Source organism: bacterium (assembly GCA_020444325.1).
Taxonomy (GTDB): Bacteria; Bacteroidota; Ignavibacteria; order SZUA-365; family SZUA-365; genus BM516.
This window is the reverse complement of the sequence record JAHLLD010000001.1, coordinates 428,138-454,603: the sequence shown is the minus strand read 5'-3', so window position 1 is coordinate 454,603 and position 26,466 is coordinate 428,138. Positions and strand designations below refer to the sequence as shown.

The 26,466-nt window shown below is 50.5% G+C and carries 29 protein-coding genes; 15 read left to right on the top strand and 14 right to left on the bottom strand.

Going from position 1 to position 26,466, the window contains the following annotated elements; all coding sequences use genetic code 11:
* Nucleotides 1-120: 120 nt before the first annotated feature.
* The 8 genes from KQI65_01930 (at nucleotide 121) to KQI65_01895 (ending at nucleotide 9,730) form a co-directional block, all read left to right on the top strand.
* Nucleotides 121-564 carry a hypothetical protein gene (locus KQI65_01930; protein ID MCB2203480.1) on the top strand — a complete coding sequence of 148 codons (444 nt, stop codon included), beginning with the start codon at nucleotides 121-123 and terminating at the stop codon, nucleotides 562-564.
* A gap of 165 nt (nucleotides 565-729) precedes the next feature.
* Entirely contained in the window at nucleotides 730-963 is a 234-nt protein-coding gene (locus tag KQI65_01925) for a DUF2188 domain-containing protein (GenBank protein MCB2203479.1), read from the top strand.
* Nucleotides 964-1,063: 100 nt separating this feature from the next.
* On the top strand, nucleotides 1,064-1,909 hold the full coding sequence (locus KQI65_01920; GenBank protein ID MCB2203478.1) for a hypothetical protein: 846 nt from the start codon (nucleotides 1,064-1,066) through the stop codon (nucleotides 1,907-1,909).
* A 142-nt stretch (nucleotides 1,910-2,051) separates the two neighbouring features.
* The gene (locus tag KQI65_01915; protein ID MCB2203477.1) at nucleotides 2,052-3,533 is read left to right on the top strand and encodes a type I restriction-modification system subunit M; all 1,482 of its coding nucleotides are present in this window, start codon (nucleotides 2,052-2,054) and stop codon (nucleotides 3,531-3,533) included.
* On the top strand, nucleotides 3,530-4,708 hold the full coding sequence (locus tag KQI65_01910; GenBank protein MCB2203476.1) for a restriction endonuclease subunit S: 1,179 nt from the start codon (nucleotides 3,530-3,532) through the stop codon (nucleotides 4,706-4,708). Before KQI65_01915 ends, KQI65_01910 begins: the two co-directional genes overlap by 4 nt.
* A gap of 2 nt (nucleotides 4,709-4,710) precedes the next feature.
* Nucleotides 4,711-8,103, top strand: a complete 3,393-nt coding sequence (locus KQI65_01905) for a DEAD/DEAH box helicase family protein (GenBank protein ID MCB2203475.1) — start codon at nucleotides 4,711-4,713, stop codon at nucleotides 8,101-8,103.
* A 51-nt stretch (nucleotides 8,104-8,154) separates the two neighbouring features.
* Nucleotides 8,155-8,640, top strand: a complete 486-nt coding sequence (locus tag KQI65_01900) for a hypothetical protein (protein MCB2203474.1) — start codon at nucleotides 8,155-8,157, stop codon at nucleotides 8,638-8,640.
* 13 nt (nucleotides 8,641-8,653) lie between these two features.
* Nucleotides 8,654-9,730: an MBL fold metallo-hydrolase gene (locus KQI65_01895; GenBank protein MCB2203473.1), complete on the top strand. Its 1,077-nt coding sequence runs from the start codon at nucleotides 8,654-8,656 to the stop codon at nucleotides 9,728-9,730.
* Nucleotides 9,731-10,215: 485 nt separating this feature from the next.
* Here KQI65_01895 and KQI65_01890 read toward each other — a convergent pair whose 3' ends face one another.
* Both KQI65_01890 and KQI65_01885 read right to left on the bottom strand, forming a co-directional pair.
* Complete coding sequence (locus KQI65_01890; protein MCB2203472.1) at nucleotides 10,216-10,731, bottom strand: hypothetical protein; 516 nt, start codon at nucleotides 10,729-10,731, stop codon at nucleotides 10,216-10,218.
* Nucleotides 10,728-11,699, bottom strand: a complete 972-nt coding sequence (locus KQI65_01885; GenBank protein MCB2203471.1) for a hypothetical protein — start codon at nucleotides 11,697-11,699, stop codon at nucleotides 10,728-10,730. Before KQI65_01885 ends, KQI65_01890 begins: the two co-directional genes overlap by 4 nt.
* Before the next feature lie 313 nt (nucleotides 11,700-12,012).
* Here KQI65_01885 and KQI65_01880 point away from each other — a divergent pair, with 313 nt between their 5' ends.
* Nucleotides 12,013-12,945 carry an NYN domain-containing protein gene (locus tag KQI65_01880; GenBank protein ID MCB2203470.1) on the top strand — a complete coding sequence of 311 codons (933 nt, stop codon included), beginning with the start codon at nucleotides 12,013-12,015 and terminating at the stop codon, nucleotides 12,943-12,945.
* 13 nt (nucleotides 12,946-12,958) lie between these two features.
* Nucleotides 12,959-13,504 (top strand): hypothetical protein, encoded by a 546-nt coding sequence (locus KQI65_01875; protein MCB2203469.1) that lies wholly within the window; start codon nucleotides 12,959-12,961, stop codon nucleotides 13,502-13,504.
* On the opposite strand, the gene KQI65_01870 is transcribed toward KQI65_01875, so the two are convergent.
* The 9 genes from KQI65_01870 to KQI65_01830 all read right to left on the bottom strand — a co-directional run bounded on the left by KQI65_01870 (nucleotide 13,505) and on the right by KQI65_01830 (nucleotide 21,115).
* Nucleotides 13,505-13,930: a hypothetical protein gene (locus KQI65_01870; protein ID MCB2203468.1), complete on the bottom strand. Its 426-nt coding sequence runs from the start codon at nucleotides 13,928-13,930 to the stop codon at nucleotides 13,505-13,507.
* A gap of 201 nt (nucleotides 13,931-14,131) precedes the next feature.
* Nucleotides 14,132-15,226 carry a hypothetical protein gene (locus KQI65_01865; protein MCB2203467.1) on the bottom strand — a complete coding sequence of 365 codons (1,095 nt, stop codon included), beginning with the start codon at nucleotides 15,224-15,226 and terminating at the stop codon, nucleotides 14,132-14,134.
* Nucleotides 15,227-15,403: 177 nt separating this feature from the next.
* On the bottom strand, nucleotides 15,404-16,375 hold the full coding sequence (locus KQI65_01860) for a hypothetical protein (GenBank protein ID MCB2203466.1): 972 nt from the start codon (nucleotides 16,373-16,375) through the stop codon (nucleotides 15,404-15,406).
* A gap of 97 nt (nucleotides 16,376-16,472) precedes the next feature.
* A complete protein-coding gene (locus KQI65_01855; protein ID MCB2203465.1) occupies nucleotides 16,473-17,621 on the bottom strand; it encodes a hypothetical protein in 1,149 nt (382 codons plus the stop codon).
* Between the two features lie 123 nt (nucleotides 17,622-17,744).
* Entirely contained in the window at nucleotides 17,745-18,194 is a 450-nt protein-coding gene (locus KQI65_01850; GenBank protein MCB2203464.1) for a hypothetical protein, read from the bottom strand.
* A 168-nt stretch (nucleotides 18,195-18,362) separates the two neighbouring features.
* Nucleotides 18,363-18,770 (bottom strand): hypothetical protein, encoded by a 408-nt coding sequence (locus KQI65_01845; protein ID MCB2203463.1) that lies wholly within the window; start codon nucleotides 18,768-18,770, stop codon nucleotides 18,363-18,365.
* Nucleotides 18,767-19,357, bottom strand: coding sequence for a DNA repair protein RadC (gene radC, locus KQI65_01840; GenBank protein ID MCB2203462.1), 591 nt, complete (start codon nucleotides 19,355-19,357; stop codon nucleotides 18,767-18,769). Before radC ends, KQI65_01845 begins: the two co-directional genes overlap by 4 nt.
* Before the next feature lie 68 nt (nucleotides 19,358-19,425).
* Nucleotides 19,426-19,620 carry a hypothetical protein gene (locus KQI65_01835; GenBank protein MCB2203461.1) on the bottom strand — a complete coding sequence of 65 codons (195 nt, stop codon included), beginning with the start codon at nucleotides 19,618-19,620 and terminating at the stop codon, nucleotides 19,426-19,428.
* 76 nt (nucleotides 19,621-19,696) lie between these two features.
* Nucleotides 19,697-21,115 (bottom strand): trypsin-like peptidase domain-containing protein, encoded by a 1,419-nt coding sequence (locus KQI65_01830; GenBank protein ID MCB2203460.1) that lies wholly within the window; start codon nucleotides 21,113-21,115, stop codon nucleotides 19,697-19,699.
* Between the two features lie 86 nt (nucleotides 21,116-21,201).
* Between KQI65_01830 and KQI65_01825 the strand changes: the two genes are divergently transcribed.
* Entirely contained in the window at nucleotides 21,202-21,462 is a 261-nt protein-coding gene (locus KQI65_01825) for a helix-turn-helix transcriptional regulator (GenBank protein MCB2203459.1), read from the top strand.
* Nucleotides 21,463-21,491: 29 nt separating this feature from the next.
* Here KQI65_01825 and KQI65_01820 read toward each other — a convergent pair whose 3' ends face one another.
* The 3 genes from KQI65_01820 to KQI65_01810 are packed head-to-tail and all read right to left on the bottom strand — an operon-like array spanning nucleotide 21,492 to nucleotide 23,346.
* Complete coding sequence (locus tag KQI65_01820) at nucleotides 21,492-22,262, bottom strand: DUF932 domain-containing protein (protein MCB2203458.1); 771 nt, start codon at nucleotides 22,260-22,262, stop codon at nucleotides 21,492-21,494.
* Between the two features lie 33 nt (nucleotides 22,263-22,295).
* Nucleotides 22,296-22,832, bottom strand: a complete 537-nt coding sequence (locus KQI65_01815) for a hypothetical protein (protein ID MCB2203457.1) — start codon at nucleotides 22,830-22,832, stop codon at nucleotides 22,296-22,298.
* Entirely contained in the window at nucleotides 22,810-23,346 is a 537-nt protein-coding gene (locus tag KQI65_01810; GenBank protein MCB2203456.1) for a host-nuclease inhibitor Gam family protein, read from the bottom strand. Before KQI65_01810 ends, KQI65_01815 begins: the two co-directional genes overlap by 23 nt.
* A 635-nt stretch (nucleotides 23,347-23,981) precedes the next feature.
* On the opposite strand from KQI65_01810, the gene KQI65_01805 reads away from it, so the two are divergent.
* From KQI65_01805 to KQI65_01790, 4 genes are all read left to right on the top strand, one after another.
* Nucleotides 23,982-24,605, top strand: a complete 624-nt coding sequence (locus KQI65_01805; GenBank protein MCB2203455.1) for an IS1595 family transposase — start codon at nucleotides 23,982-23,984, stop codon at nucleotides 24,603-24,605.
* Between the two features lie 502 nt (nucleotides 24,606-25,107).
* Nucleotides 25,108-25,857: a hypothetical protein gene (locus KQI65_01800; GenBank protein MCB2203454.1), complete on the top strand. Its 750-nt coding sequence runs from the start codon at nucleotides 25,108-25,110 to the stop codon at nucleotides 25,855-25,857.
* A complete protein-coding gene (locus KQI65_01795) occupies nucleotides 25,854-26,090 on the top strand; it encodes a hypothetical protein (GenBank protein MCB2203453.1) in 237 nt (78 codons plus the stop codon). The genes KQI65_01800 and KQI65_01795 overlap by 4 nt, the downstream gene beginning before the upstream one ends.
* Nucleotides 26,087-26,320 carry a helix-turn-helix domain-containing protein gene (locus tag KQI65_01790; GenBank protein MCB2203452.1) on the top strand — a complete coding sequence of 78 codons (234 nt, stop codon included), beginning with the start codon at nucleotides 26,087-26,089 and terminating at the stop codon, nucleotides 26,318-26,320. The genes KQI65_01795 and KQI65_01790 overlap by 4 nt, the downstream gene beginning before the upstream one ends.
* Nucleotides 26,321-26,466 lie beyond the last annotated feature (146 nt).

The window sequence follows — 26,466 nt, the reverse complement described above, 5'->3', positions numbered from 1 at the left end:
GAAAACGCGGTTGGTGGGATACAAATAACATCAAACATCCCACCTAGTCGGGGAATCCGGCAAGAATTGTCGAATTAAGCCCTGATGGGGCTCATAAAATTAATAATCAAGGAGAAAATAATGATCCGACCTGGAACATATATACCGTACTCAGAACTGGAGAAACTAATTCACACAGCAAATGATGGTAATATCAAACCGATCAAATACACAGAACACGTCTACCTACACAGACTCCCCGAAGATATCTACTGCTCATGGCCAGATCTGGTCTATCTGATCAAATATGATGAGAAATTCGTCGGCATTGTCTATCAAATCGCGAGCATTGACCTGCAGGTCTTCACGCTTCCTGAATATCGTCGCCAAGGGCACATGAAAAGAGCCTTCGAGGAAGGTATCTTTCCCTACATGTTTGATAAACTCGGGATCGCCGGTATCAACTTCGAAGTGGAACCGTCGTTTGACGGCTTTCCCATCGCACTCGGTTTCAGAGGCCCCATCGTATCCTCTATAGACGGACGAAGGTATTTCGATATGAGCAAAGAACAGTTTGAAAAGTAGGCGTTCGCCTACTTTTCTACTTTGCCCTTGCTGCCTCCAAGATCATCCGCGCCTTCCCGTTAGCCATCTGTTGTAACTTTCATCCGCCCGTCGTGTTACTTAGACATATGGACAACCTTCGCGTTGTCTGAATCACACTATCTATCACAATCCATGAGGTAGCACATGTCACGAGGAAGCCACCACATCGTTCATAATCCTGAAGGGGGATGGGATGTGAGAAGAGGCGGTTCGAGCCGAAGCAGCGGTCATTATGATACCAAGCGCGAGGCGGAAACTGCTGGACGTGAGATAAGTCGGAACCAGGGCACCGAACTGGTGATACACGGGACCGACGGAAAAATACAGCGCTCAGACAGCCACGGGAATGATCCCAATCCACCCAAGGACAAGCGCTGATACTCTGGAGCCGGGCAGATGTCCGGCTTCTTTTTTCCATTCGCCTATTCGGGTTGCTTGCCCTATCTTTCACCGACAGCTCACCACAAGGAGAAGGGTGATGAAACAAACGTTGAAGGGCCTCGTCGGAAACGTACCTGAAGGAGCATCACGGATCAAGCGAATGCGTCAGCATCAGGGCTGGTGGCGCGCGTTCGTGTTGGGTGTACCGCCCGGTGAACGCCAGGACGGCAAGGGACCGGTCTGCAATATGCTGCCGGAGGGTTCAGAGAATCTTGGATTCTTGACACAGGAAATTCGCGACGCGGTTGATCGTGTCGTTAAGGGGCGTGACAGCCATTCCGCTGGAGCGATGGAGGAGACGAGGCTTCGCCGGAATCTGCTCTCTAGCCAGCCGCTCTGCTTCAACTTCTTCGCGCCGCTTTGCGACAAGAAAATGCTGGCTCTTCGGATTCTCAAGAACTACTATCCGAAACTGACCGAGGTCACGGAAGTCCATTTCGAGTACGATCCGAAGAACTACACAGGAGACAGGTCAGCATTCGATGTCGCCATCGTGGGCAAAGAAGGTAAGAAGAGCGTGCTCATCGGCTTGGAATGCAAGTACACGGAGTCGTTTTCGTCAACGGCATATCACAAGCCTGCATACGAGCAGATCTTCAATGCCAGCGATCGATTCCTGAGAGATTACAAGACCTGCAAGCAGTCGCGCTACAATCAGCTCTTCCGCAATCAGCTCATGGTTGAGGCATACCTTCAGCACAAGGATTACGACATGGTTTACACCGGCCTGTTCTGTCACGAGGACGATACGAGTGCACAGCGCGTAGCATCGGACTTCCAGGAAATGCTCCGTGACGGCACCGAGTGTTTCCGAACGATCACGTTCCGAGATTTCATCACGGCAGTGCAGCGGCTCGAGGTTCCGCACGAAGTCCGGGCATAGTCGATGATGCTCTGGACACGGAACTGTGGGACGCGGTTATCGGGGGTTGTGCGATAGGAGCATCTGCGGCAGCCCTGCGTTGACATTCCTTGTTGTTCGCCGTATTATTCGCACGATAAAAGAGAATCAGATGGGGTGATTAATGATCACTGGCGAACTCAAATCCAAAGTCGATAGAATCTGGGACACGATGTGGGCAGGCGGTATCGCCAATCCGCTTTCGGTCATCGAACAGCTGACGTACCTACTCTTCATCAAGAGGCTGGATGAGCTGCATACGCTCAAGGAGCGGAAGGCGGCGCGAACGGGAAAGCCGATCGAGGAGCCGATCTTTGGGAAAGGACAGGACAGCCTGCGCTGGTCACGTTTCAAGGAGACGGCGCCGGAAGTGATGTTTGAGACGGTGAAGGACAAGGTGTTTCCCTTCATCAAGAAGCTGGGGAGCAACGGGGACGGCGATCCTGATGACTCCACTTACACGCAGCACATGAAGGATGCGCTCTTCCTGATGCCGACGCCGCGACTGCTGGCGAACGTGGTAGACCAGCTCGATGGCATCGACATGACAGACACCGATACGAAGGGTGACCTTTACGAGTACATGCTGGGCAAGATCGCCAGTGCCGGTCAGAATGGACAGTTCCGCACGCCGCGTCACATCATCAAGCTGATGGTGGACATGACGGCACCGGTACCGAAGGATGTGATCTGTGATCCTGCCTGCGGTACAGCGGGCTTTCTTATCGCTGCGTCAGAGTACATGCGTACGCATCACAGCGATGCAATCTACAAGAATACCGAGGCGCGCAGGCGGTTCAACGAGGGCACGTTCCACGGCTACGATTTTGACACGACCATGCTGCGCATCGGGAGCATGAACATGCTGCTGCATGGCGTGGAGAATCCTGACATCCGCTACAAGGATTCGCTGGCACAGGCGGACGAGGACGACGCGGAAAAGTATTCCCTCATCCTCGCCAATCCACCGTTCGCCGGGAGCCTGGATTACGAGTCCACGGCCAAGGACCTGTTGCAGATCGTGAAAACGAAGAAGACGGAGCTGCTCTTCCTCGCGCTCTTCCTTCGGCTGCTACAGACGGGAGGTCGTGCTGCTGTGATCGTGCCTGATGGAGTGCTTTTCGGCTCCAGCAAAGCGCACAAAGCTCTGCGGGAAATCCTGGTCGAGGATCAGAAACTCGATGCCGTGATCTCCATGCCCTCGGGTGTATTCAAGCCGTATGCGGGCGTTTCCACAGCGATCCTGCTCTTCACGAAGACGAATTCCGGCGGGACGGACGAGGTGTGGTTCTACGACATGCAGGCGGACGGGTTCTCACTTGATGACAAGCGAACGCCGCAACCAGACAAGAGCGACCTGCCCGACATCCTCGCGCGCTGGCAGAATCTCAAAGCCGAGAAGAAGCGCAAGCGCACTGACCGCAGCTTCCTCGTCCCGAAGTCCGAGATTTCTGGCAACGGCTACGACCTCTCGATCAACCGCTATAAGGAGGTTGAGTACGAGGCGGTAGAACATGAATCGCCGAAGCAAATTCTGAAGCGTCTGGCGAAACTGGAGGAGGAGATTACAAAGGGGAGGAACGAACTGGAGAGGCTATTGAAATGAAATATGCTCTGCTTGAGGATATTTGTAGTATCCAGATAGGTAAAACCCCATCTCGCGCTGTTCCGGATTTTTGGGGAGGTGAATTACCATGGGTAACAATAAGCGATATGTCCGGCGAACGTTACATATCGACAACAAAGGAGGGCATAACTGAACATGGTGCTAACAAGAGCGGATCGAAGTTAATCCCAAGCGGTACGTTGCTTCTCAGTTTCAAACTTTCACTGGGGAAGCGAGCAATCACTGCATTCGATTTGTACACAAACGAGGCTATTGCCGCCCTAATCGATCTTGATAAAACGCGCATAGATCAGACGTTTCTATATTGGGCGCTGGGTGTAATCGACTACGGCGTGCTTGTAGATCGCGCGGCGAAGGGAAAAACGCTCAACAAAGCGAAACTGCGAAAAATACGTATCCCCCTCCCACCCCTCGCCGAGCAGAAACGCATTGCGGGAATTCTCGATGCGGCGGACGCCTTGCGCGCCAAGCGCCGCGAGTCCATCGAGCAGCTCGATGCCCTCCTTCAATCCACTTTCCTGGAAATGTTCGGCGATCCGGTCACAAATCCGAAAGGGTGGGAGTACTTAACTGGCGATGTTGTGTTCTCTGAACTGAAATATGGAACATCGAGAAAGTCCATAGATGTCCCTGTAGTGGATTCAATGCCGGTTCTACGGATACCAAATATCCTTGGTGGTCAGATTGACTGGAGCGATTTGAAGTATACCGTGCCGAACACAAACGAGCTCAAGAATCTGCTACTGGTGAAGGATGATTTACTATTCGTAAGGACAAATGGAAATCCAGATTATATCGGTCGATGCGCCAGATACGATGGTTCGCGACCATCTCTATTTGCATCATATCTGATCCGAGGGCGTATCCGTGCGCCAGAATCAGTGCTGAGTGAGTTTTTAAAACATCAAATCGAATTCCCAACCTATCGACATGAAGTAAGGCGGGAAGCACGAACAACTGCAGGCAACTATAATCTTAGTACAGCTGGTATCCGCAAATTTACCTTCGTGGTTCCACCGGTGAAGATGCAACAAAAATTCGTTGACACGGTAGTGGTGTGTCAAAAGCAGAAAAATAGCCTCGCATCCCATCTGGACGAACTCGATACTCTATTTGATTCGCTCCAACAGCGTGCCTTCAATGGGGAACTGTGAGCATGAGTAACTTCTCCTTCCTGCCAGCCGGACTCATCGAAATCGCATCCGCTGCGATGAAGGCGGAAAGCTATATCGTAGGTGATCCGCGAGCGGCGTGTTTCCACGCGCGCTTTGCACTGGAAACGATTGTTCACTGGCTGTACGGACATGACAGCGCCCTGCGCATGCCCTACGACCAAGGCCTTGGAGCATTGATCCACGAACCAACGTTCCTGAACCTGCTCCCGGAGGTCGTGTTCCAGAAGGCGCGGGTAATTCAGAAAGTTGGAAATCAGGCCGTGCACAGTTCGCGCAAGGTACTGCAGAGCGATGCGCTGGAAGTAGTCAGAGAGCTTCATCATATCTGCTACTGGCTTGTCCGTACGTACATGCCGGACGTGCCTCGTGAAGGCGCAGCCTGGAAGGATGATCGTGTCCCGCGGACCGTGAGCGCCGAGGACACAATCCCACGTGCGAAGCTGCAGGAACTGGAAGAGAAGCTTGCGGAGCAGAGCAAGGATGCACTTCGGCGCCAACAGGAAATCGATGAACGCGATGATGAACTTCAGCGTCTGAAAGACCAGCTTGCACAGATCCGTGCCGAGACAGAGAAACAGCCCGATACGCATGATTATTCCGAAGAAAAAACGCGGCGCTACCTGATCGATGTCGATCTCCATCGCGCAGGATGGTCACTGGTTCAGGCACGTGACCGTGAGTATGAAGTCACCGGTATGCCAAACGCCAAGGGAATAGGGAAAGCGGATTACGTGCTCTGGGGTGATGACGGGAAACCGCTGGGGGTCGTGGAAGCGAAGAAAACCACAGTCGATCCCAAGGTGGGGCAGCAGCAGGCGAAACTGTACGCGGACTGCCTTGAGAGTATGCACGGTCAGCGCCCCGTCATCTTCTACACGAACGGCTATACGACATGGATGTGGGATGATGCATCCTACCCACCTCGCAAGGTGGCGGGTTTTTACAAGAAGGACGAACTCGCGCGCATCATTCTCCGTCGTTCTCAGCGGAAGGTGCTGGATGTTTCCACCGTAAAGGACGCCATCGTCGAACGCTACTACCAGAAGCGCGCCATCGGTAGCATCTTCGGGCATTTCACGCAGTCGCGCCGGAAGGCACTGCTCGTCATGGCCACTGGCACTGGCAAGACCCGCACGGCCATCGCGCTCGTCGATGCGTTGCAGCGTGCAAGCTGGGTGAAGCGGGCGCTCTTTCTTGCGGACCGCATATCCCTCGTCAACCAGGCCACGAACGCCTTCAAGGCGCATCTGCCGGAATCGAGTCCCGTGAATCTCGTCACCGAGAAAGACACAGAGGGACGGGTGTATGTCTGCACCTACCCGACAATGATGGGGCTGATCGATGAAACGAAAGGCGGCGAGGCGCGCTTTGGTGTCGGCCATTTTGATCTCGTGATCATCGATGAAGCACACCGGTCTGTATACCAGCGTTACCAGGCGATCTTCCGCTATTTTGATTCGTTGCTCGTCGGATTGACGGCAACGCCTCGTGAACAGGTGGACAAGAACACCTACGATCTTTTCGACCTCGAGCCGGGTGTGCCTACGGATGCCTACGAACTGGAGCAGGCGGTAAAGGATGGATTTCTCGTCCCACCCCGCGTGCAGCAGGTGGATCTGAAGTTCCCACGAGAAGGAATCGACTACGACTCCCTCAGCGAGGAAGAAAAAGAGCAATGGGAGAGCATCGACTGGGGTGATGATACGCAGGAAATCGGTGTGCCCGATCGTGTGAACGCGACGGCCATCAACAACTGGCTATTCAACCGGGATACGGTGGACAAGGTCCTGCAGCACGTGATGGAGCACGGCCACAAAGCCGAAGGTGGCGACCGCCTTGCCAAGACCATCATCTTCGCACGCAACCATGACCATGCCGTCTTCATCGAGGAGCGTTTCAACCATCACTATCCGCATTACGCCGGGCACTTCGCCCGCATCATCGACAACTATGCGAAGTACCCGCAGAGCATCCTTGACGATTTTTCTCAGAAGGACAAGGCGCCGCATATCGCCATTTCCGTCGACATGCTTGACACGGGCATCGACGTACCAGAAGTGGCGAACCTCGTGTTCTTCAAGCCTGTGTATTCGAAGATCAAGTTCTGGCAGATGATCGGTCGCGGTACGCGCCTGTGTCCTGATCTGTATGGTCCGGGTGATGACAAGCAGGACTTCCGCGTGTTCGATTTCTGCTTCAACTTCGATTTCTTCAACGAGAATCCGCAGGGCATTGAAACAGGGGGCGGCGCGCCTCTCGGTGCTCGGCTCTTTCGAAGCCGCGTCCAGCTCCTGAGCTACCTTCAGTCTTCGCCCGAACTGGAACCTGATGGAAAACTCGGGAAAACGATCGCAAAGATGCTGCACAGTGAAGTCAGCGCCATGAACAAGGACAACTTCATCGTGCGTGAGCGTCTGGAAGCAGTAGAGCGTTTCCAACAAGCTTCGAGATGGGAACAGCTCAGCGAGGCTGATCAGGCTGTACTGGAACGTGAAGTTGCCGGACTTCCCAGTGAGCTCGAAACGGATGACATCGAATCCCGAATGTTCGATCTCACCCTGCTGAAGATGCAGCTCGCCCTGGTAACGGATGATATGCGAGTGTACGAGCCACTCCGCATGAAAGTAGTGGATATTGCGATGATGCTCGAGGAGAAATCCGCAATACCGGCGGTGAAGAAGCAGCTTGCATTTCTGAGCAGCATGCAGGACACCGTATTCTGGGATGGCATGGATCTGGCGACACTCGAGGATCTCCGCCTCAGGCTGCGCGGACTCGTACCATTCCTGGACAAGAAGAAGCGCAAGATTGTGTACACTGACTTCAAGGACGAGGTCATGAGCGTCCGCGAAGGCACGACGATCGAAATCCCGAAAATGACCGGAGTGCAGTACGAGCGGAAGGTCAAGGATTACCTGAATAACCATCTCAACGATCTCGTCGTGCAAAAGGTCCGCACGAACCAGCAGCTCACCCCCAAGGACCTCGAGACGCTCGAAAGCACTCTCGTTAAGATTGGCGAGGACGATGGCAAGACGTTGCTGTCCGACCTACTCAAGCACAGCGAGTCGCCTTCGCTCGTACATTTCATCCGCGGTCTTGTCGGTATGGATCGGACTGCCGCGCATGCAGCATTCTCCGAATTCCTCTCTGACCGCAGCCTCACCCCACCGCAGATCCGCTTCATTGAACTGATCATCGACCAGCTCACCTACCGTGGCATCATGGAAGCCTCGGCGCTCTACGAACCACCGTTCAGCGATCTGCACTCCGGCGGTCCGGACGAACTGTTCGCCGGGAAGGAGAATGTGATTGAGGGGATTTTCGGAGCGCTGGAGGCTGTCAAGCCGTTGGAATGGGGGGTGGCTGGGTAAAAGCAGAAGCAGCAAAGAAACCAGAGTTCGAAATACTACATTAGGTGGAACATGAAAGAGCTGTTTGAGAAAATCTCATCATATAACATATTCAATTACCTGCTGCCGGGTGTTGTATTCGTTTCCCTATCTGGATTCCTAACCAAATATCAATTTGCATCTGATGACCTCCTACAGGCGGTATTTGTATATTATTTTTTTGGACTCATTATTAGTAGAATTGGATCCATCATTGTTGAGCCACTATTGAAAGCTGTGCGCTTCGTTAAATTTGCACCATATGAAGATTTTCTAACGGCATCAAAAAAAGACGAAAAGCTAGAGGTGCTCTCGGAAACCAACAATATGTACCGAACTCTATGTGCGCTTGCCTTAGCGCTATGCTTGCTAAAGTCATATGAGGTTCTTTCGAAAATATATCCAGTCATCGCAGATTGGGGTGTGGAAGCATTGGTGTTCGGCCTTGTAGTACTATTTCTCTTCTCATATAGAAAACAGACGCTGTATATAACAAAGCGTATTGAAAATAACAAATAGGTGGGGGACGGCAATGTCAGATTTCTATGAAATTGATTTTCTGGGTGTTGGGGAGAAAAAAAGTGGAGATGCAATAGCTCTGCGGTATTCATACAATGGTGTAACACGCATACATGTAACCGATGGCGGATATCTAGAAACTGGTGATGCGCTTGTAAAGCATATCAGGGATTTCTACGGCAATCCATCCCATATCGATGCAGTCGTCGTAAGTCACCCCGATGGTGATCATGCGGCAGGACTAAGAAAGCTATTTAGTGAGTTTACGATTGGTGAGCTGTGGATGCTCCGGCCTTGGGAGTATGCAGGAGTATTGTTGCCTCGTTTCTCAAGATTCAAATCGGTGGAAAATCTTACAACTCGTTTAAAAGAATTATATCCTAACATCACTGAACTTGAAAGCCTCGCTATAGAATATGGAGTTCCTATACGCGAGCCGTTCCAGGGTGAGTCCATTGGGCAATTTCTTGTTATGTCACCTACGGTGCCATACTATCTTGATCTTATTGTTCAATCGGATAAGACTCCAGATGCAACTTCAGAGCAGAAGGTTGCGCTTGCTGAAACGATTGTGCGTCTTGTAGGCAAGGCTGTCCAGTATGTTCGAGCAGTATGGGGCGCTGAATCCTTCCCTGCAGATGACACAAGTGCGGAGAATAATATGAGTGTGATTCAGTATACGAGACTTTGTGGCGACAGGATTCTATTGACAGCAGACGCTGGCCGGGCTTCGTTAACGGTTGCAGGTGATTATGCAGAGCATCTTGGTCTGCCCATACATGGTCTAGAAAAGGTGCAGATACCACACCATGGATCACGACACAATATTTCGTCTGAGCTGCTTGACCGATGGCTTGGTCCACGATTGATAGCGCCGCAGCTTGGTTCTCAGTTACCTCGCATCGCTATTGTCAGTACCGCAAAGGAGGATAAAGACCATCCGAGAAAATCTGTTATTCGCGCATTTATTCATAGAGGCTATAAAGTATATGCCACAGAGGGGAGTACAATACAGATAAACCAGAACGCTCCCCGAAACAATTGGTTCCCCGTTCAGAATCTGCAATATCCGGAAGAGCAGGAGAGTTGATACAACAAAAAGGCAGTTCGTTGGCTTTGGAGTATTGCTGCGACCTGTTATCGTTCTGGCTGCAGGGTGCCAATTAAATGCGAGGCAGATATCTCCATCTCTGCTGTATCGCTTCATTTATTGCCCCCCACTCCATACGCAATTGGAGGTCTGATATAGAGTTCACGGAGTGATTTCCTTCGTCATCTCGCCAAAGCAAAGCTGAAAGCAAAACTCATTCACGATCTTGCGACATCAATCGGGGAGCAATTTCAACCTCGGCAAGCTGAAGTAGGGGGTAAGTATGAAAAAAATTAACTGGAAATCTCTGTAAGTGCTTGCAGGCATTGCCAGCGTTCAACGATGCCGCCATTTCTTCGGCAGCTTGCCCTTGTCTTCAGGTAGAAACGACATGTCTCGGCAAAGTCATCTTCAGCTCGATGGAAATGTCAAAGGTCTCGCCAATTTGACTCAAATTCAACGGATCGCTCCCTGTACCCTCTGTATCAACGCCGAGTACCCCGATCAATTGCCTGAGACAGCAACTGCCATGCGAGTACGCGTTCGTCATGAGAGCTGCAGAAGTCATCATGGTCTACATACTCAAGCTCGCCATCGACCATAAAATAAATCGCAAAGCCAATAGCGATCGGAGCGAGGACTATTTTTCCCTCCGGATTGACTCCCCGCGATGCCATTTCAATCTCCGAGGTCTCGCAGTTTGGATGATAGACGAGACGGCAGCACCCACCATCTCTACCGAATTCGTCGTACTCCGATTCAATGCTGAAACTCCATCCGGAGCCTAAAGGCGAATGTAGCTCTTCAACAAGATAGAACTCGCCTAAGCCGTCTGTGCCAGTGAACAAAATCGGTAGATCGAATGCAAGATTGTTGATAGAGATGCGAAAAATGTTTCCTCGCTTTTCCCCAGCGAAGGGGATTGTAGTGCCGTCCGATTTTATCGTGGTATCGATAAAATCCCGAACTTCGACGTACGGAGTTCCCATTTCTTGGCTCACCTTTTCAACTCCTTCCGAATACTAGCCAACTCCTTTACCGCCGCTTCGAAATTCCCGATCAGACGCTCGATGATCGCCTTCATGGCGTCAGCATTGACCGGTACATGGTCATGGCTGATTAAGTCCATCGTGGTCTTCACGGTCGAGTCCTCCTTCCACTCCACACTCTTCAACCAGTAATCCCGTATCCTGTCGAAGACCTTCGCACGTACAACTGTCGACCGACCGTTACGTATGTTGGCGACGGTGGCAGAGCTCACACCCGATCCCTCGGCGATCTTCAATCCGGATATTCCCGCACGCAGCAAGTCCTGTACCATTTCCCGTGCGTTCTCCACGGTCTTCTCAACGTCCCCCTTACTAAGGTTCGTTGTGATAGTCACTGGCACTTTTTCCGGTATCGGTGCAGACCACTGCTTCCGGGTCGGAGTCTTCCTCCCGTACATGGCCTTACTGATCGTCGAGCGAGTACTGTTATCGATGTCATATTTATGCTTCCCAGCTTTATCTTTATGGACGCCCAGGACGAATGTCTCACCCGTACGTTCTTTGTAGTACGCTTGCAGCCGAGAATAGACCCTGTCACTGACTTCGTCGGTGAGTGCTTCACGTAAATCACGTACTGTCCTCGCCGTGATCGCTGACATATACGCCACATCCGTCGTTGTCATGCCACGATTAAGCAGGTCATGCACGATCGCACGTGCTTCTTCGAGTTTTTGCCGCGCATCAGGCTCAACGCTTTCCTGGGCAGGTGCTTCTTCCTGTTCTTTGCTTATCGGTTGCTTTGACCAGAACTCCCAGATGCGGTCAAACGTCTTCTCCGAGATTTTCTCAGTACGTCCTTTGCGGATCCACCCAAGTGTCGTGGGGTTGACACCAGTCCCAGCTACAATATCCTTCATTTTTATTCCAGCGTTTACCATTCCCTGGACGATGACTTGTGCCTGTTTTGCGGTTTTTTCCATGAGCCCCAGAAAGGTAGGTGTCACAATATGCTTGATGCCAGAAAATCAACGGCATTGGCTGCACAACGGTACGTATTCCGGATATGAATGTCAACTGTATGCGAAGATCGCGAAAAAAATGAGCGCTCCGGCAGATGCCGAAACGCCCATGGGGGGAGGGAGGGTATATCAAACGTACTCCGCCGAAGCGAGAATGTCAAATACACTCACCAGATCGAGGTTGATATTGCTCTCCGTTTTCCATACTATCGAGCTGATTGACACCTGATTCGCCCGACATCCAACATCAAAATCGTACGTACTGGAGGGTACAATGAGTGTATACGCATCGCTGTTCATTGATTACGAAAACGTCTACTATCATCTCACAAACAAGTACGCCGATATTCCTGAGCTCAATGACTATGTCATCGACCTACTGATGAATCTGAATGCGTATCTGGAAAAGGAATATGGCCTCCTGACGATCATTTCAAATGCCTACGCCGATTACGAACGCATCAAGGCCACTCCGCAACAATCTCTCTTTCTATCTGGTGTGGAAACTGTGTACGTCATGGGAACAGACCACAAGAACGCGGCGGATATGAGGCTTTGTATTGACGCCATGGATGTACTCGCCAAGCGTCCGGAGATCGATACGTTTGTCGTCTTTGCCGGTGACCGGGACTACATCCCACTTATCCAGCACCTGAAAAAGCAGGCGAAGAAGGTCTTCGCTGTTGGATTCGAGAGCAGCTTCTCTGGCGATCTCCTTACCAATGTTGGTCAGAGCAATTTCATCGACGCACTCAAGCTCTTTGCTCCTGAACGTCTCCGCAAGCTCGAAGAGAGTGCAAGCAGACAGAAAGATTACGAGAAAGCTGAGGCAGAACGGGATGCTGAACGGACGAAGGCACTGAAGGAGAAGGTAAGTAAGGAAACATCGGTCAAGAAACGTGCTGCAGAACCTCCAGAGGATGGACACTGGTTCAATATCGTCAATCCCGATCTCAATGATGAAGAAAGAACATGCCTCCAATTCATCATCACAGAATATGGAAGACATCACGAAATCTGGCTCGGCCCCTTGCTTGACAGCCTCCCACAAGCACTCCCCACCCTTGCCGATTACCAACGGAAACGAGTGATCTCAGACCTGGAGCACAAAGGAGCATTTTGCATCGAAAAGAGAATCGGGACACCACACGATTATGCGGTGGCGATCCTGAATTACAATCACCCCGTCGTAAGGGAAATGTGCTGAGAGCATAACTATCATGCGTATTCCAGAAGCCAAAGTATCACTTCACCTAGCCATGTGGCTCATCGATCAAGGACTAGCAGCAGATGTGGTCTCCGTATCCATTGACGGCGCCATGGTCAAAGTTCAAGGGAAAATTATCTTCGAACCCATTCCTTTCTTGGCCAAGCGGGGCTGGATACGCCAAGCCGAAGGAAACAAGTGGTCTGGAACGTACAGGCACCAAACGTTTAGCTCCACGATTGAGATTCACTCACTGCCAGGACAAGGTGATGTAGTCACTCGCCTCCAAGACGGTAGACGTTTCATTGCTGAATGTAAAAAAGGAAGGTCTCACCCATCGAGGAGTAATCCCGAGTACAGCCTCATCCGGGAAGCTTTGGGACAAATTCTGACAATTGCGGATGTCGACTCGAATGACATTCTGGCGATTGCGATCCCCAGCAATCTGAAATCCGTTGAGCTGGCACTCCGTTGGCGTCGAGCTCCACTTGTACGCAAAGCTGGGATCAAGATTCTCACGGTCGATGCAGAGGGGAATGTCGTTGGATTCGATGCGTAGCTACCAAATTGAGAAATGTTCTTCGTCCGTCGGATGATGATGCGTCTCCTTCACGACACGGACCACGCGTCCTCTCTTGACCTTCAGTACGATCTCATGCTCAAACGTAGAGTAATAGCCCATATGCACATACTTGACTGCTTCTCCACCTGTCAATCGGATTTTTTCCGAGACCCAAGTGGCCGGCAACGGCTCGCTTCCCACAAGTTCCAGGCAGCCTTGGATGTCTGCGAGGAATAACTGGCCGTCCTTGATCATCCAGGACGCGATGTACCCTCTCCAGCATGCTGAGCTATCTGTCAGGATATTTTCTCGCTCACCTTCCTCGACGTATCGGATCCTCGGATGCTTCCTGAGCGAGATGTCGCAGCCAACTCCCATTCGTCTGCCTTCGTAGTCGATATTGTCGCGGATTTGAGCTGTCATATACTCACCTCACGATCACCTTTCCCATTTCGATGCCTCTTTCGTGCATGATCTGTATGAAGTAGATGCCTGGAGCTGCGTTTGAGGCGTTCCAGGTGGCAGGTACGACACAGTGTGCATCGGAACAGACATGACTTTTGCTCTCATACTCTTCTGATCATCTAGCAGTATGCGAATGCAATCCGATCCTAGATCAGCGAACTACCTCTGAACCGTCCCGATAGCGACTACTGCATGCCACGGTTCGCCTCCTACGACATAGATTTTCTCCTTTGTTAGTTCTACAGCAAAAAATATCGCAATCCCATTTAAGCTCTCTTGCACATAGTCATATGTTTTCACCGTTCTCCCATTATAATGATATATGCTCCCTGTGTGGCCAACAAAGTATACATCGTTATCGGATCTACCCTTGATATCCATCACTCTTCCTGTCCAATTACCGTTTCGGTGCTTTGGGGTCCTTAATGTATCCCATTTCTCCGGCTCACGAAGGGACTGTATATATATATAGGGTGGCGATGTTGCATACAACCTTGAATAACTCGCCCAGAGGCCGTATGCGAAAAATATAGCGCGCTTTCCATCATACTCCCTGTCCATTTTTGTTACAACACCGTCCTTTATATGATGGAAAAAGCCCTCGGGGGCTTTCGCGTCCCATCCACTCACGTAGTACTCATTTGGATCCACCTCAGTCATATCTTGGATCATCAATCTCGTTCCTGTCTCAATCTTCTTAGGTCTTGAGTATTTCTTAGGTGCAAATTGCCCGAGGTACCCATTTTTACCATACACGTAAGAATGTCCATACTTTCCTGATGCAAAATATTGTGTATAAGCACTATCGTCCGCGATTTCTAAAAATGAATTGTAAGCGATACCGGTATCATTGATCGTTAGGTTGTAGTACTTTGACCATAGAGTAATATCATCTCCGCTCTTTGTTATCCCATATATTTGCCTGGGATCATATTTTCCGGTTTTTTCCAGAAACTGATATGATCGATACTCCCAGGTTTCTGATCGTATAATGGCAACATTTGCATACTTTGTGAACTTACCACTCGGTATCGTTGGTATTTTGTTTGCAAGTTCAATATCCCCCACCAACCATATCTCCGTGTCGGAAATAGCAACCGCATCCCAAAATACGCTCGCCCCTGGCACCCCTACTTCGAATATCTTCCAAGTGCATGAATGGCTTGTGGTGTCCATCTCTGATAAAGTCTGTTTCTCGATTGGCTCCACTGGCGGAGACTCTGGATCTGCGCACGCACACAGGAGTATCGCCACAAGAAATCCGATCGGTTCAACTCTGTATCGCAATTTTCTTACCTCCTTTAGCCCAAATAATACTGCGTTTCAGACTCATAATGGTGAATTATGGGGAGAAGATCAAGGGGGAGCAGTGTCCGAGAACCGCGTATTTCGATGCGCGAAACTCAACCAGGATTGAGATACACGAAGCTCTTACATATCTGGGTGATACGTGTATTCCACTCCACCGATTGAATCCATTCTGGCACGGAGGCGGATTTTCTCAGGACTGCCATTTCTGCTGTACTCCAGAAGATAACCACTCCGCTCGGGAGCACATGTTCTTGAGTAATACATCTCTGAATCGACTGAGTAACGTGGAGTGTAGTAATTATCTGTACTGCCCAGAATCTCCATGGCCTGTCGTGATTCGATGTCAATCTCGTACAGAGCGCTAGAGTCTTTGTTTCCGTCGATGTAAATGTACTGAGCCGCAATGATTCCTCGCTTCTTGTCGATGTCCCACTCGTTATATCCCAAGGCCCCATGAACTGAAGGCATTCCTTCTATTGCCAATTCCAGCCGCGTACCTTGCACGAGATCTATGAGTTTGAATCCATTGTCATACTCGATGAGCACGTCCGGCTTGTATTCCCTTATATGCTTGCTTTCACCGATGAGTGATACTTGCCGTGTATCCAGATCAAAGTAGTATGTCGATCCCACTTGCCTGACAATTATCCTTGTACTATCCGCCGAGTAGGACGGTGTCCGATACCCTACGACAATATCTCGTACGTCACCTGTGCGCAGATCCAATTCCCGTATCCCCCATGAGTCATAGTATATCAGTTTCCCATCTTGGACATCAAATTCCGTTGGAGGACGCTTGTACGCGATTCTCTGCGCGTCGGTGTCGTAGATTATCAGATACGATGTTAGTGTGAGTGCATATTCGTTCTGTAGAAATATCAGCATGCTTTCTGACTTCATAGGGGTACTGATCACAACGCAGCTATCGAGGTTCACCTGATCGACTGTGTCGCATATTGCGATACACGATTCGCCTCGATTATCGGGCTCTGTTGGGGAATCACAACCGGTAAGCAGAACAAACATGACGATGCTCAGGGGAAGCATGACCAGCTTCGAGACATGATTTGCATTGAGATTCCTGTCAAACATAAACTATTCACCTCCATCCCACTCACGTGTGTTCGCTTTGTTCTTAAAGACTGTTGACGCACCTTCTCGTTTTGAAGCTCAGTTCACTTGCTGAGCTTCACCTCCTTTTACCGATACCGATTACTGCACGCGTGTTCCTATCCTCACCGCATACATACACATAGTCATGTGTAGCACTTATTCCATAGATTATCCCGCCTCCAAACATATCATACAGATCCGGATAGTACCTGAGACTTTTTCCGTTGTAATGAATCAGACTCATAAAATGTCCTCCGACAAATACATCATTGTCCGCGGTACCTGTAATGCACTCGTAGTACGCGTTCGTTGGATCTATCGAAAGCATATCATGCATGATGTAGTGAGAGGTGTCTTGCTGGTCCTGAATATACAGAAAAGGCCCAGCAGCAGCGTACAAGCTATCAGCACTCACCCAGACCGAGGTAACATGCTTCAGTGGTGTATCAATCCCTCTGCGGAAATCTTTTGATATATCATGCAGAACACCATTTTTATCATAGCGGTAGAACGCACTGGTATTTTTATATGGGTTGTGCCCTGCACACCAGATATCCCCACTCTCGTTCGCGACAATAGAGTGGAATGGGGCGCCTGGAATATCTACCAGTGTCTCGATTTCACCATTGATGAGTCTAGCAATACGCCCAGGATACTCTCCACAAAAATAGAGCCCACCCGCGTTTGTATAGAATATGTCGTCACTACCAACTCCATAGTAAGAGTCCGGGTCCCTTGGATAGCAAGTTACGCTAAACGATATTCCATTGTAATACGATGATTCCCCTACCTGGTCAGTAAAATACATATCCGACGGTCTACCGTCTAAACTGAATATTGCACCATAGTATGAATTCTCTGATTTACACCTTCCAAGTGGGACTTGATAATCAGTCCACTTCACGCCATCCCAGTGGAACACCGCAGATGGATCTGGGTAGTGACCAGTAGAATCTCGCTCCCCCATGTAGACGAACCCCCCTACCCATACGTTGCTATCCGAGAATGCTTTAATATCAAGGAAATAGCTCGACGGTATTCCAGGACCAAACACATACACCTTCCAGTCAATCTCATGACTGGTTGTGTCCTGTTGCATGTGTACCACAGGCTGAGGTTCATCAGGGAGCGTATCTTCGGTACAGGCAAATATAGAAACAAGTAAGCCGATCAGCATCATGATTGACAGTCGATCGATTGTATTTCGTCCTTCAAGCCATGTCATCGATATCCTCACGGTTTATTCCTCACCCACATATACCTCTCGAATGCCCTTGGTGGACAAAAAAAGGTGAAATAAATCTGAAAATGCAAGGTAAATTCCAGTAATTCACTGGAATATAAGGCCTTACAGCCCCTGCAGATACCTCCATTTCTGACGGATGGCATCGTTCTTCCGCCATTTCTTCGGAAGACGGCCTTTGTGCTTCAGGTAGAAGCGGCAAGACTCAGCGAAATCCTCGTCAGGGTTCGTTTCTCCATAGGGAGATACGGATTCTTCCGCATCGAAGATGTCTTCCCAGCCGGTAAGGTGCTGAGAGAGCACATGACCCCACTCATGCCGCACGATATCCAGCAGCGACCAGGGCTTTTTCTCCAATACCGTCGACAGTGACAGGCAAGGAATAAAAATATCGCCCGTGCGCTCCAGCGTGTAACCATAGTACACATGCGCCGGAATGAGCCACACCTGCGTATCCTCCAGATCCTCATGCCAGAGTCCAAGCACCTGGATTTCTCGTTCTACCCGTGCAACAGTGGCGCGCAGCCGCTTCATCGTAACAAATATCTTCTTCATGATTCGACTCCAAACTTTATCTTAAGGATTTAGGTTCCATACCGTGTATGGGCCGGTGGACCCTGTGAACGGTACCGCCCGCAGGGAAAAACCCATATCAGATTTTTTTATTTCAGATTTTGAAACGTCCCTATATGGCGAGTAAAAGAAGGGCAAAGCCCTTCTTCGTTACCGCCGAGCGAAGTACTCATCATATCGAGCCTTCGGAACAACCCTGTCCTCCACATACAGCACTTCGGATTCAAGCGAACCGTCAGGCAGGTACGTACGACTGGGTCCATGTGCATGTCCATACACGAACTCCGAACTCTCCTCCAGCTGGCCGGAGCGGTAGAACCACTTTTCTATTCCGTGCTGCAAACCGGATTGCGGATCATACTCCGCCTGCATCTGCAGCTCTCCCGTAGCGTAAAATGCTTCACGAAGCACCGGCTTACTGTCTTTGTAGGTCATCAGCGTTGCAACCCTGCCATTGCGGTAGAAGCAGCTGTCCTGGGTAACAGTCTGGCCATTCATCAGGTTGATGATTGCGAGCAGCCCTGCAGCGATCAGCAAGGCGAGATTTGTTTTCTTCATGATGATGCCTCCAGCCAGCCATTCTCCGCAAAACTCACGTAGGAATGACCGGCGATGATTATGTGATCGTGAATCTGTATGTCAATGATTTTTCCAGCTTCGACAAGCTGAGATGTGATGAGAAAATCTTCTTGACTAGCCTCACGAACTGCACTCGGATGGTTGTGAAGTAGTATCATGTTCGATGCAGAACGTCGTATGGCTTCCCGAAATACTTCTCTTGGATGCACAAGACTCGCATTCGCTATGCCTTGCGATACCAAGTGTTCGTACGTGATCCTGCCGCCGTTATCCATGAGCAAGACGTAAAACCGTTCGTGGTCGAGGTCGCGAAGCCTGGGGCCGTAAATCTCCACGACATCCTCAGGACCTGTTATCACTGGTTTATCTGTACTCGGCTCAGTTGCATACCGGATTCCAAGCTCAAGCGCAGCACGTATCCGTTTTGCAGATACAGCGCCAATGCCATCAATGGTTAGTAGTAAGTCAGGATTTCGTTTGATGTCTCGCAAGTGAGGCAGATCATGAATGCGTCTGCCGATGATTTCTTGCACGAGCTGTTCGGTCGTGCAGTGCTCGTACTGCATTACTGCCTCCATATGAAAAACGGCCTCATCCGAATGGACAAGGCCGTCTGTGATAGATGTGTCGTAGGTCAAGGAAGGTGGCGGAAGGCTTTCAACCATTCTTTCCATTCATAGCAGCGGAAATCATCCTTTGCCTGCCATCCATGCTTGCACTTGCGGCAATACCAGTGTGGCAGGTTGATGATATCAGCATCGCATGGGAGAAAGCAGGCCATACGACGTTTACCCAGAAGCTCTTCATTCTCAGTCGGTATGCCGAACACGACTTTCTCCAGTTTGTCGGATCCGCACTCTGGACAGCACTCAGGCCAGTACGGTTCATCCAATCGCGGATCTGGCTCAGAGGACTTTTTTCTTCGGAATACCATAGGTCTCCATGATATCGGGTTCAATGCTCCGCGCTTCATCGGCATCGAGCTTTAGCGTAAGGCCAGAATCGCAAACGATGCTCACGGTACCGTCTGCCTTGTCCAGCATCTCAACAAGATCCTTGAAGCTTGCCACACTCTTGCCATCGATCGTGCTGACGATATGTACCTGCCCTATCATTCCACGTGTCTGTTCGTGCTGGAAAATGGAATGCACGAAAATGATCTGCTTCCGCGTTTCCCTTCGGTGCCGTGTCGTGAAGTAGTAGAGCTCCGGATCCGGCCAATCCTCGGTGTCCGCGTAGATGACATCGCCGGTGAGTATCGTAAACAACACACCACCGAACAGATAATATGGCGTAACCCGGCTGTAGCTGCGGTATGGGACAAGCTCAGGAACATATTCGGCCTTCCAGTCGACGGTCATAGTTTTCCCATCCCGCATGATACTGAATGGTACCATTTCTCCTACTTGCTTCCGACGAACAAGATAGGAAAGGTCGAGCATGTTCAGCCCATTACGGATCTTTCCATTCGAATGCACCGGCACGTTATCCACCGCCAGGACAATATCGCCTTTTTGAAAAACCTGATTGCCACTTGGCGGGAAGGAAGCATCCCGGATGAAGACGCCGGTCTCTCCTTCAGGATCGAGGCCAAATTGCTTTCGGAGACCGGGATTTTCCAACGCGACATAGGTAAATCCTGCGAGCGGATAGCCATCGACTCTGCCGTCCTCAATATCTGCGAGGAAATGGTCGATGATCTCCGGGGGTATGATGTAACTCACCCCGTCTGCATCGGTGCGGGTCATCATCGATACGCCCACAACTTTTCCATCGACAATGGCAGGACCACCGCTGTTACCTGGATTGATTGCTGCATCAACTTGGATGGTGAGTAGCGACTCCCATGAGTGGGCGTAGGCATTGACTTCAATACGGGATATGATGCCGGATGTCCAGGAAAGCTCATCACCACCCGTAGGATATCCTACAACAGTAACCTGATCCTGCGTCGACGGACTTTCGCCGATCGATAGCGGCGGAACACCTTCAAAAAACTGTTGGTCTTCTACTGTAAGCACGGCCAGGTCAGCCTGATGACAAACATATTCCGGGTGTGCGACATATTTCTTCGAGTCACCGCCCCGGCGCACCATAACAAAGGTACTGTACGCGACAACATGCGCGTTCGTGATGATGCGGTTGCCTTCAATGATGAAACCGGTCCCGGTAGCCTCCGTGGGATTGCTTGGTGCCCAGGGCCGATATGGATTAGGCGGCGTCGATGTGACGAAAATCTTGACAATCGAGTGTTCATCGAGCTGAGCGTGTGCAGGTACTGCGATCAAGCCGCACAGCGCAAAGAAAAACAGAGAACGAAGCATAACACCTCCTTTATGCGAGAAGAATGATGGACACATTAATATGCGATTTTCGCATACTGCATGCAACGCGTCTACCTTTTCCACGTATGGAAGACGCACAAACGAAATCGATACATCGCAGGGATTACAGCATTTTGCTGGATATGCTCATTGAGCTGCGCCAGAAGAAAAACATGACGCAGGTGGAGCTGGCGAAACGTATCGGGAAGGATCAGACGTATCTTTCCAAGATCGAGCGCGGCATACGGCGCGTGGATGTCGTGGAACTGCGGTCAATCCTGTCCGCACTCGGAAAAGACTTCGTCAGTTTTGTTCGGGAATTTGAAAAAGCACTTTCAATGAAGTAGGCCTGCTCCCCACAGGCCTTTTTTCTTGTCTACAGTCCGAAAATCTTGCTCGCTCGGAGCTGGTAGTCTGCACGCATCCGCTGGCGAACCAAGTGACTCACGTAGTAGGTGATAATATTGTACATGGCCCACTGGTTCTGTGCCCGCTGGGTTTCCTGCTCCTGCTGCTCTATGTACTTGGTCACGCGCTTGCCCAGGCGGCGGTCGATCTCCATGCGGAGATTTTTGTCGACCTTCGATTCCAGGAGCGTGCCGATGCGGTGCTTGATCACTGGAAGTTTTTCCGCTGTGGCCGAAAGCTCACGCTGCAGGTTTTCCATATCGAAGCCCGTCGTGTGCTTGCCATAGAATTTGCTAAGGATCTGGCCAAAGACCATTCCGTTCTTGCAGATTGCTCGTATGGCTCCGAAGTACATACGAACGCCCTCAGAGCTGTCGTAGCTGTTATGCAGGTAGAGGCTCAGTGCGATATCGCTACGTCCGTCATGGACAATGAGTTCCGGAAAGGATATCTGCAGTCTCATCCGGGCATCATCCACGAATGAATGAGAACTGTCAACGTACCAGGACGTGTCGAGCTTGTGCAGCTGATCCATGAGTGGTTTGATGACTTCCGAGTTCGGAACGAGCTTGTACGTCTTCCGCTGTATCGAGATGAGCTGGCCGTTGTCCTGGCGGACGATGGCCTTGTAGTCTTTTGAGAGTTGCGGCACACCATTCTCTCCGGCACCGTCACGGTACACGGATGTTTCAGCCACGGGAAACAGGTATGGCGATAACCGCCGTTCAACGTCGGTCATGAGTTACCTCGTAAATATTGTAGGGGAATTAATTCAGGTGAGAGAGGTCAGGGCAACGCCGTTGCCACTTGTCAGCATTCTTTGCCTTGATATATAGAGGCTTAATGCACATTTGTCGACATTTAATGAGTTGACTTCTTGTTGGATTGCAAGCGCGTCTTTGTAGGACTGGAGCATCAGATCGTAGAGCTTGTCGCGGGTTGATGGAGTCACCGGAGATGACTCAGCATGCGGCGCTGGCGACGCGGCCTTCCCGTTCCCATTGAGCTTGGACTTGAGCGGGCCGCCGTTCGCCGGAACAACGATGTACTGCGTGATGACGTTCTTTCCCGATTGGCGAGCGTGCTTGGTGATCTCGATACGATCACCCGCATTGTAATGCTCAAGCATGTCGTGAGCTTCCGATGGTGCGAAAAAACTCAGCTCTTCGCCTGTGTCGGGATCGGCGAAGGCATACAAGTAGTAAGGGCCGTAACGGTTCTCCCCGGTGAGGGGGTTATCAAACAAAAGGACTAAGGTTCGGGGTTGATTGAGGGCTAAATCGAGTTTAGCCCTTTGTGTCTGTTCCATGCGGCTGTTCCTCTATCTTGATGGAAAATTCGTTTTTGCCGGGGGTGACCTCAACGCCAGGCGGGACTTTGCCTGACATCTTCATCCAGGACCGGATACCAGCCATATCTGGCGCGCTGGATTCCGGCTGCGTTCTCAGCATTTCTGGCCGGGCGTGTTTCAGGAATTCCCCCAAGTCAGTGATCTCGACTTTTTCGCGTGACTTTCTAATGCGCAGCGTCCCGTGAGCCAGATTCAGTGTTTTCTCTCCCGATGATTCATGGCGCTCTGTCATGAACGTTTCCAGATACTGGCTGATACGATCAATGCGGTCCTGCATCTTCGTCGTGCGGGACAAAGCCCACTTCTGGATCAGCGTTTGCTCTTCCTCGGCAGTGGTGAACGTGTCCGCGATGGATTGCTGAAGGTTGGATATCTCCAGCAGAAGCAAATCCGCGTGCGCCTCCGTTTGAGCTGCGTCATGATTTTCCTGCTCTTCGATCAGCTCATCAATGAACGATGTCATATCAGTCATCGTCGTTCTCCGATCTGCGCCGGAAGATTCTGCGTATCAGTTCCTCTCCGATGACGATAATGATTTTGAAAAGGTATGGGCGTGTTTGCATAAGAGACTCCATTTTGATTAGAAACAGTTTCCGTATATCTCTTATGCCAAAATCGCAGTCAAATTCGACATAATGACAGAAGTGACCTGCCAGTATGCCAGTAAATGCCGTCAAATAGCGCTTCGGGTCCTGTTGGCACATTGTTTGCAGACATGGATGTGGCGGAAATTTAAAACAGGTGTAACAAAACATGTGCACCGGTGTTATTTCTGTCAGAACGGCGCAGCTCCGACTGATAAAGAGGTCGCAACAGGCTCCGCAATCAGCCTGCTAAAAGAGGCAGGTTTGTTCTTTGACGTAGGAATTCATTGGCTCCACAATTCAGTGGAAGGCCATTGAACAATGTGAAAGGTAATACGTACTCAAAACGGACCTGAGAAATGCTTAGATTCGAGAAATCATGCGTCGATCTTGTCTATACTGTGGGCATCACTGGGCGTGGAAGCTCAGTGACAAACGGTACCATTGTCGCTACTGTCGGAGCAGCTACACCTTGTGCACGGTCTGGCAGAGCTTTCGCATCAAGGAGTCTGCGAAGCGGAAGCTGCTTGAGTACTTCGTGCTCGGTGTCCCTGCCTACCGTCTCCGCTTTCGTACTCCAGCCTCCGTTCGTACCGTCGAACGGTTCTATCGCGCAATCAGAAAGACGCTTTGGATCCACCAGCATGCCGACAGCGAGCAACTCAATGGATCGATTGAGTGCGATGAGACCTGTTTTGGCGGGTATCGGCCAGGGAAACAAGGCTGGGGAGCTGCCGGGAAGATCATCGTCTTCGGGTTGCTCAAGCGAAACGGAACCGTGCGTGCCTTCCCGATCCCTGCACGCGACAAAGAAAATGTGCTGGACCTGCTCAGCGAGAACACGAGTCTAGGAAGTCTGTACTTCACTGATGAATGGCGAGTCTATGCTTCTTTGTCTGTACGTGGAGAACATGTTGTCGTTCGAAAAGAACGTGGGAAGCCCAAAGGCCGTGACCATATCAACGGTATCGAGGGGTTCTGGAGTTGCGCGAAACACTGGCTGTATCAATACCGCGGTGCGGCGAAAAAGTTATTTCCCATTTATCTGGCAGAACTTTGCTACCGATTCAACCACCGCGATGAAGACCTTTATCCGTTGATATTAAAGCTGTTACAGTCGACTCATGTTGAGGAAATAGCGCAATAATTGGTCCGATCTAAGTACGTATTACCATGTGAAAACAAACACCTTGGATTGGAAATATTCGATTCAAGGGTATGGCTTTCTGCAACAACCGTCCATCGAGTTAATAGATTCAGCGTAAACCCAGACTCGCATTAACCCTCCACCACGACCAATGTTCTCTTAAACTTATACAGTCATTCCAAACCTCCATATAGTAGGTTTCGAATGCATAAGAATTTTATTAATGCTCTCTTAAACTTATCCAGTCATTCTGAGCCCCCCATATAGTAGGCTTCGAATGCATGAAAATATTAAAATGAATAATACTAATATTTTAATGCTAGTTGGTTCTCCATCACCAACATTTCGAAGCCATACCCACCCTCGCCTCGTTCCGAGGCATATCCCCGTACGTTCTACTGTAATCGAATTGATCGACCTCATTTCTGGAGCAATGATGTATCCTCAGTCCATGGGTATCCAATAATTACCCTAGCTCCAAGGGAGTGTATACGGAGTAATTGTGAATTACACAATTATTGACCCGAACTCTGACCAGATCATATCATCTGAGTCACTAACCCTCGCCGTACAGAGCATCGAACTCGCGTGCGAGCGCATCACCGGTGTTGATGCCAAAAGTATCCAACAACTCCACCAGCAATCACAGTGGGGGCGTGCCCATTGTGAATCGCTTCGTGAAATGATACGTAGCAGACTTCACACCGATCCGGTCAAGCTTGCTTTGAGCGAGACCCCACAATCCGGTCCTACTTCCTCGAATCTTCGGACAGCGGATCAGCTGGAATTGAAACGGCTGACAAAGCTCTTGCGTAGATTTACGCGTTGTGGGAGAGTCCTATCAAGAGCCCATTCTCAGCAATCACGCATCGAACGTTTGGAACTCGACAAGTCCGAAGCTGAAATATTGGTGCGATCACAAAACTATCTACAGCGCTATAGCTCGAGTATTGAAAATAGCATTTCCGCATTACCGCAGCGCCAATACGATCTTAGCTGTGGCAAGAAGGGTAAGGTTCAGCAGCGCGCAGATACCGCTATTGAGCAACTCCTTACGCCAGAAGCAATTCCGGACGAGGCAACCTTGCTTGGCTTTGTTAAGGCCGTGAACGAAGTGCTCCATACGAAGGTGGTTAAATCACCGCGGGAGTATCGCGAACGATTCATCGAAGTCCTTCGGGACGCTGTGGCTGACTTACGGAAAAACGCTGGAATCGGGAACAAGAAGACTAAGCGTGAGGTGAACTCATGACTTTTCTTCTTTCTTCCCCCGACCCACTTCGTGACCGCTACGTGAAGTACTTGCGTGAACGGTATGGTCGCGACCAGTTGCTCGTACGCGAAGCAGCACAAGAATGCGACACAAGTGCGGAATTCCTCCGTGCGCGCATTCGCCGCGATGTGATCCGTGCGGAAATCCGCATGGGGAAAAGTTTCCTGCATGTCTACGACGTCGCTGGGATCCTCGCCGGAGGCATCGAATGACGGCAGCCCAGCAGAATCAAGACCCGGTTGAGGGGGTGCGCAAGCGCCTCCTCGCCACGTATCAAAAATCACTTCTCTCCATCAGCGAGGTTGCGAAGGAACTCGGTGTTTCGGAAACCTTCGTCCGTGACAGGACCGAGGATAGCCGGATCCCCGTCGTTCGGCTCGGGGACCTGGTCAAAGTCCGTATCGAGGTGCTCGCGCAGCTCGTCGTTGAGGGGGTGGATTGATGAAAGCCCAATACCGTGTAAGTGCAAGGAATGGTCGGCGTCGGATCAGGCGATTGTTCTCCCGCCGCCGCCATGCCCATGCATACGCAAGGAAGTTGATGAAGTCATATCACCTCGAGTCCTGTCCCACAATCAAAGTGATTCGC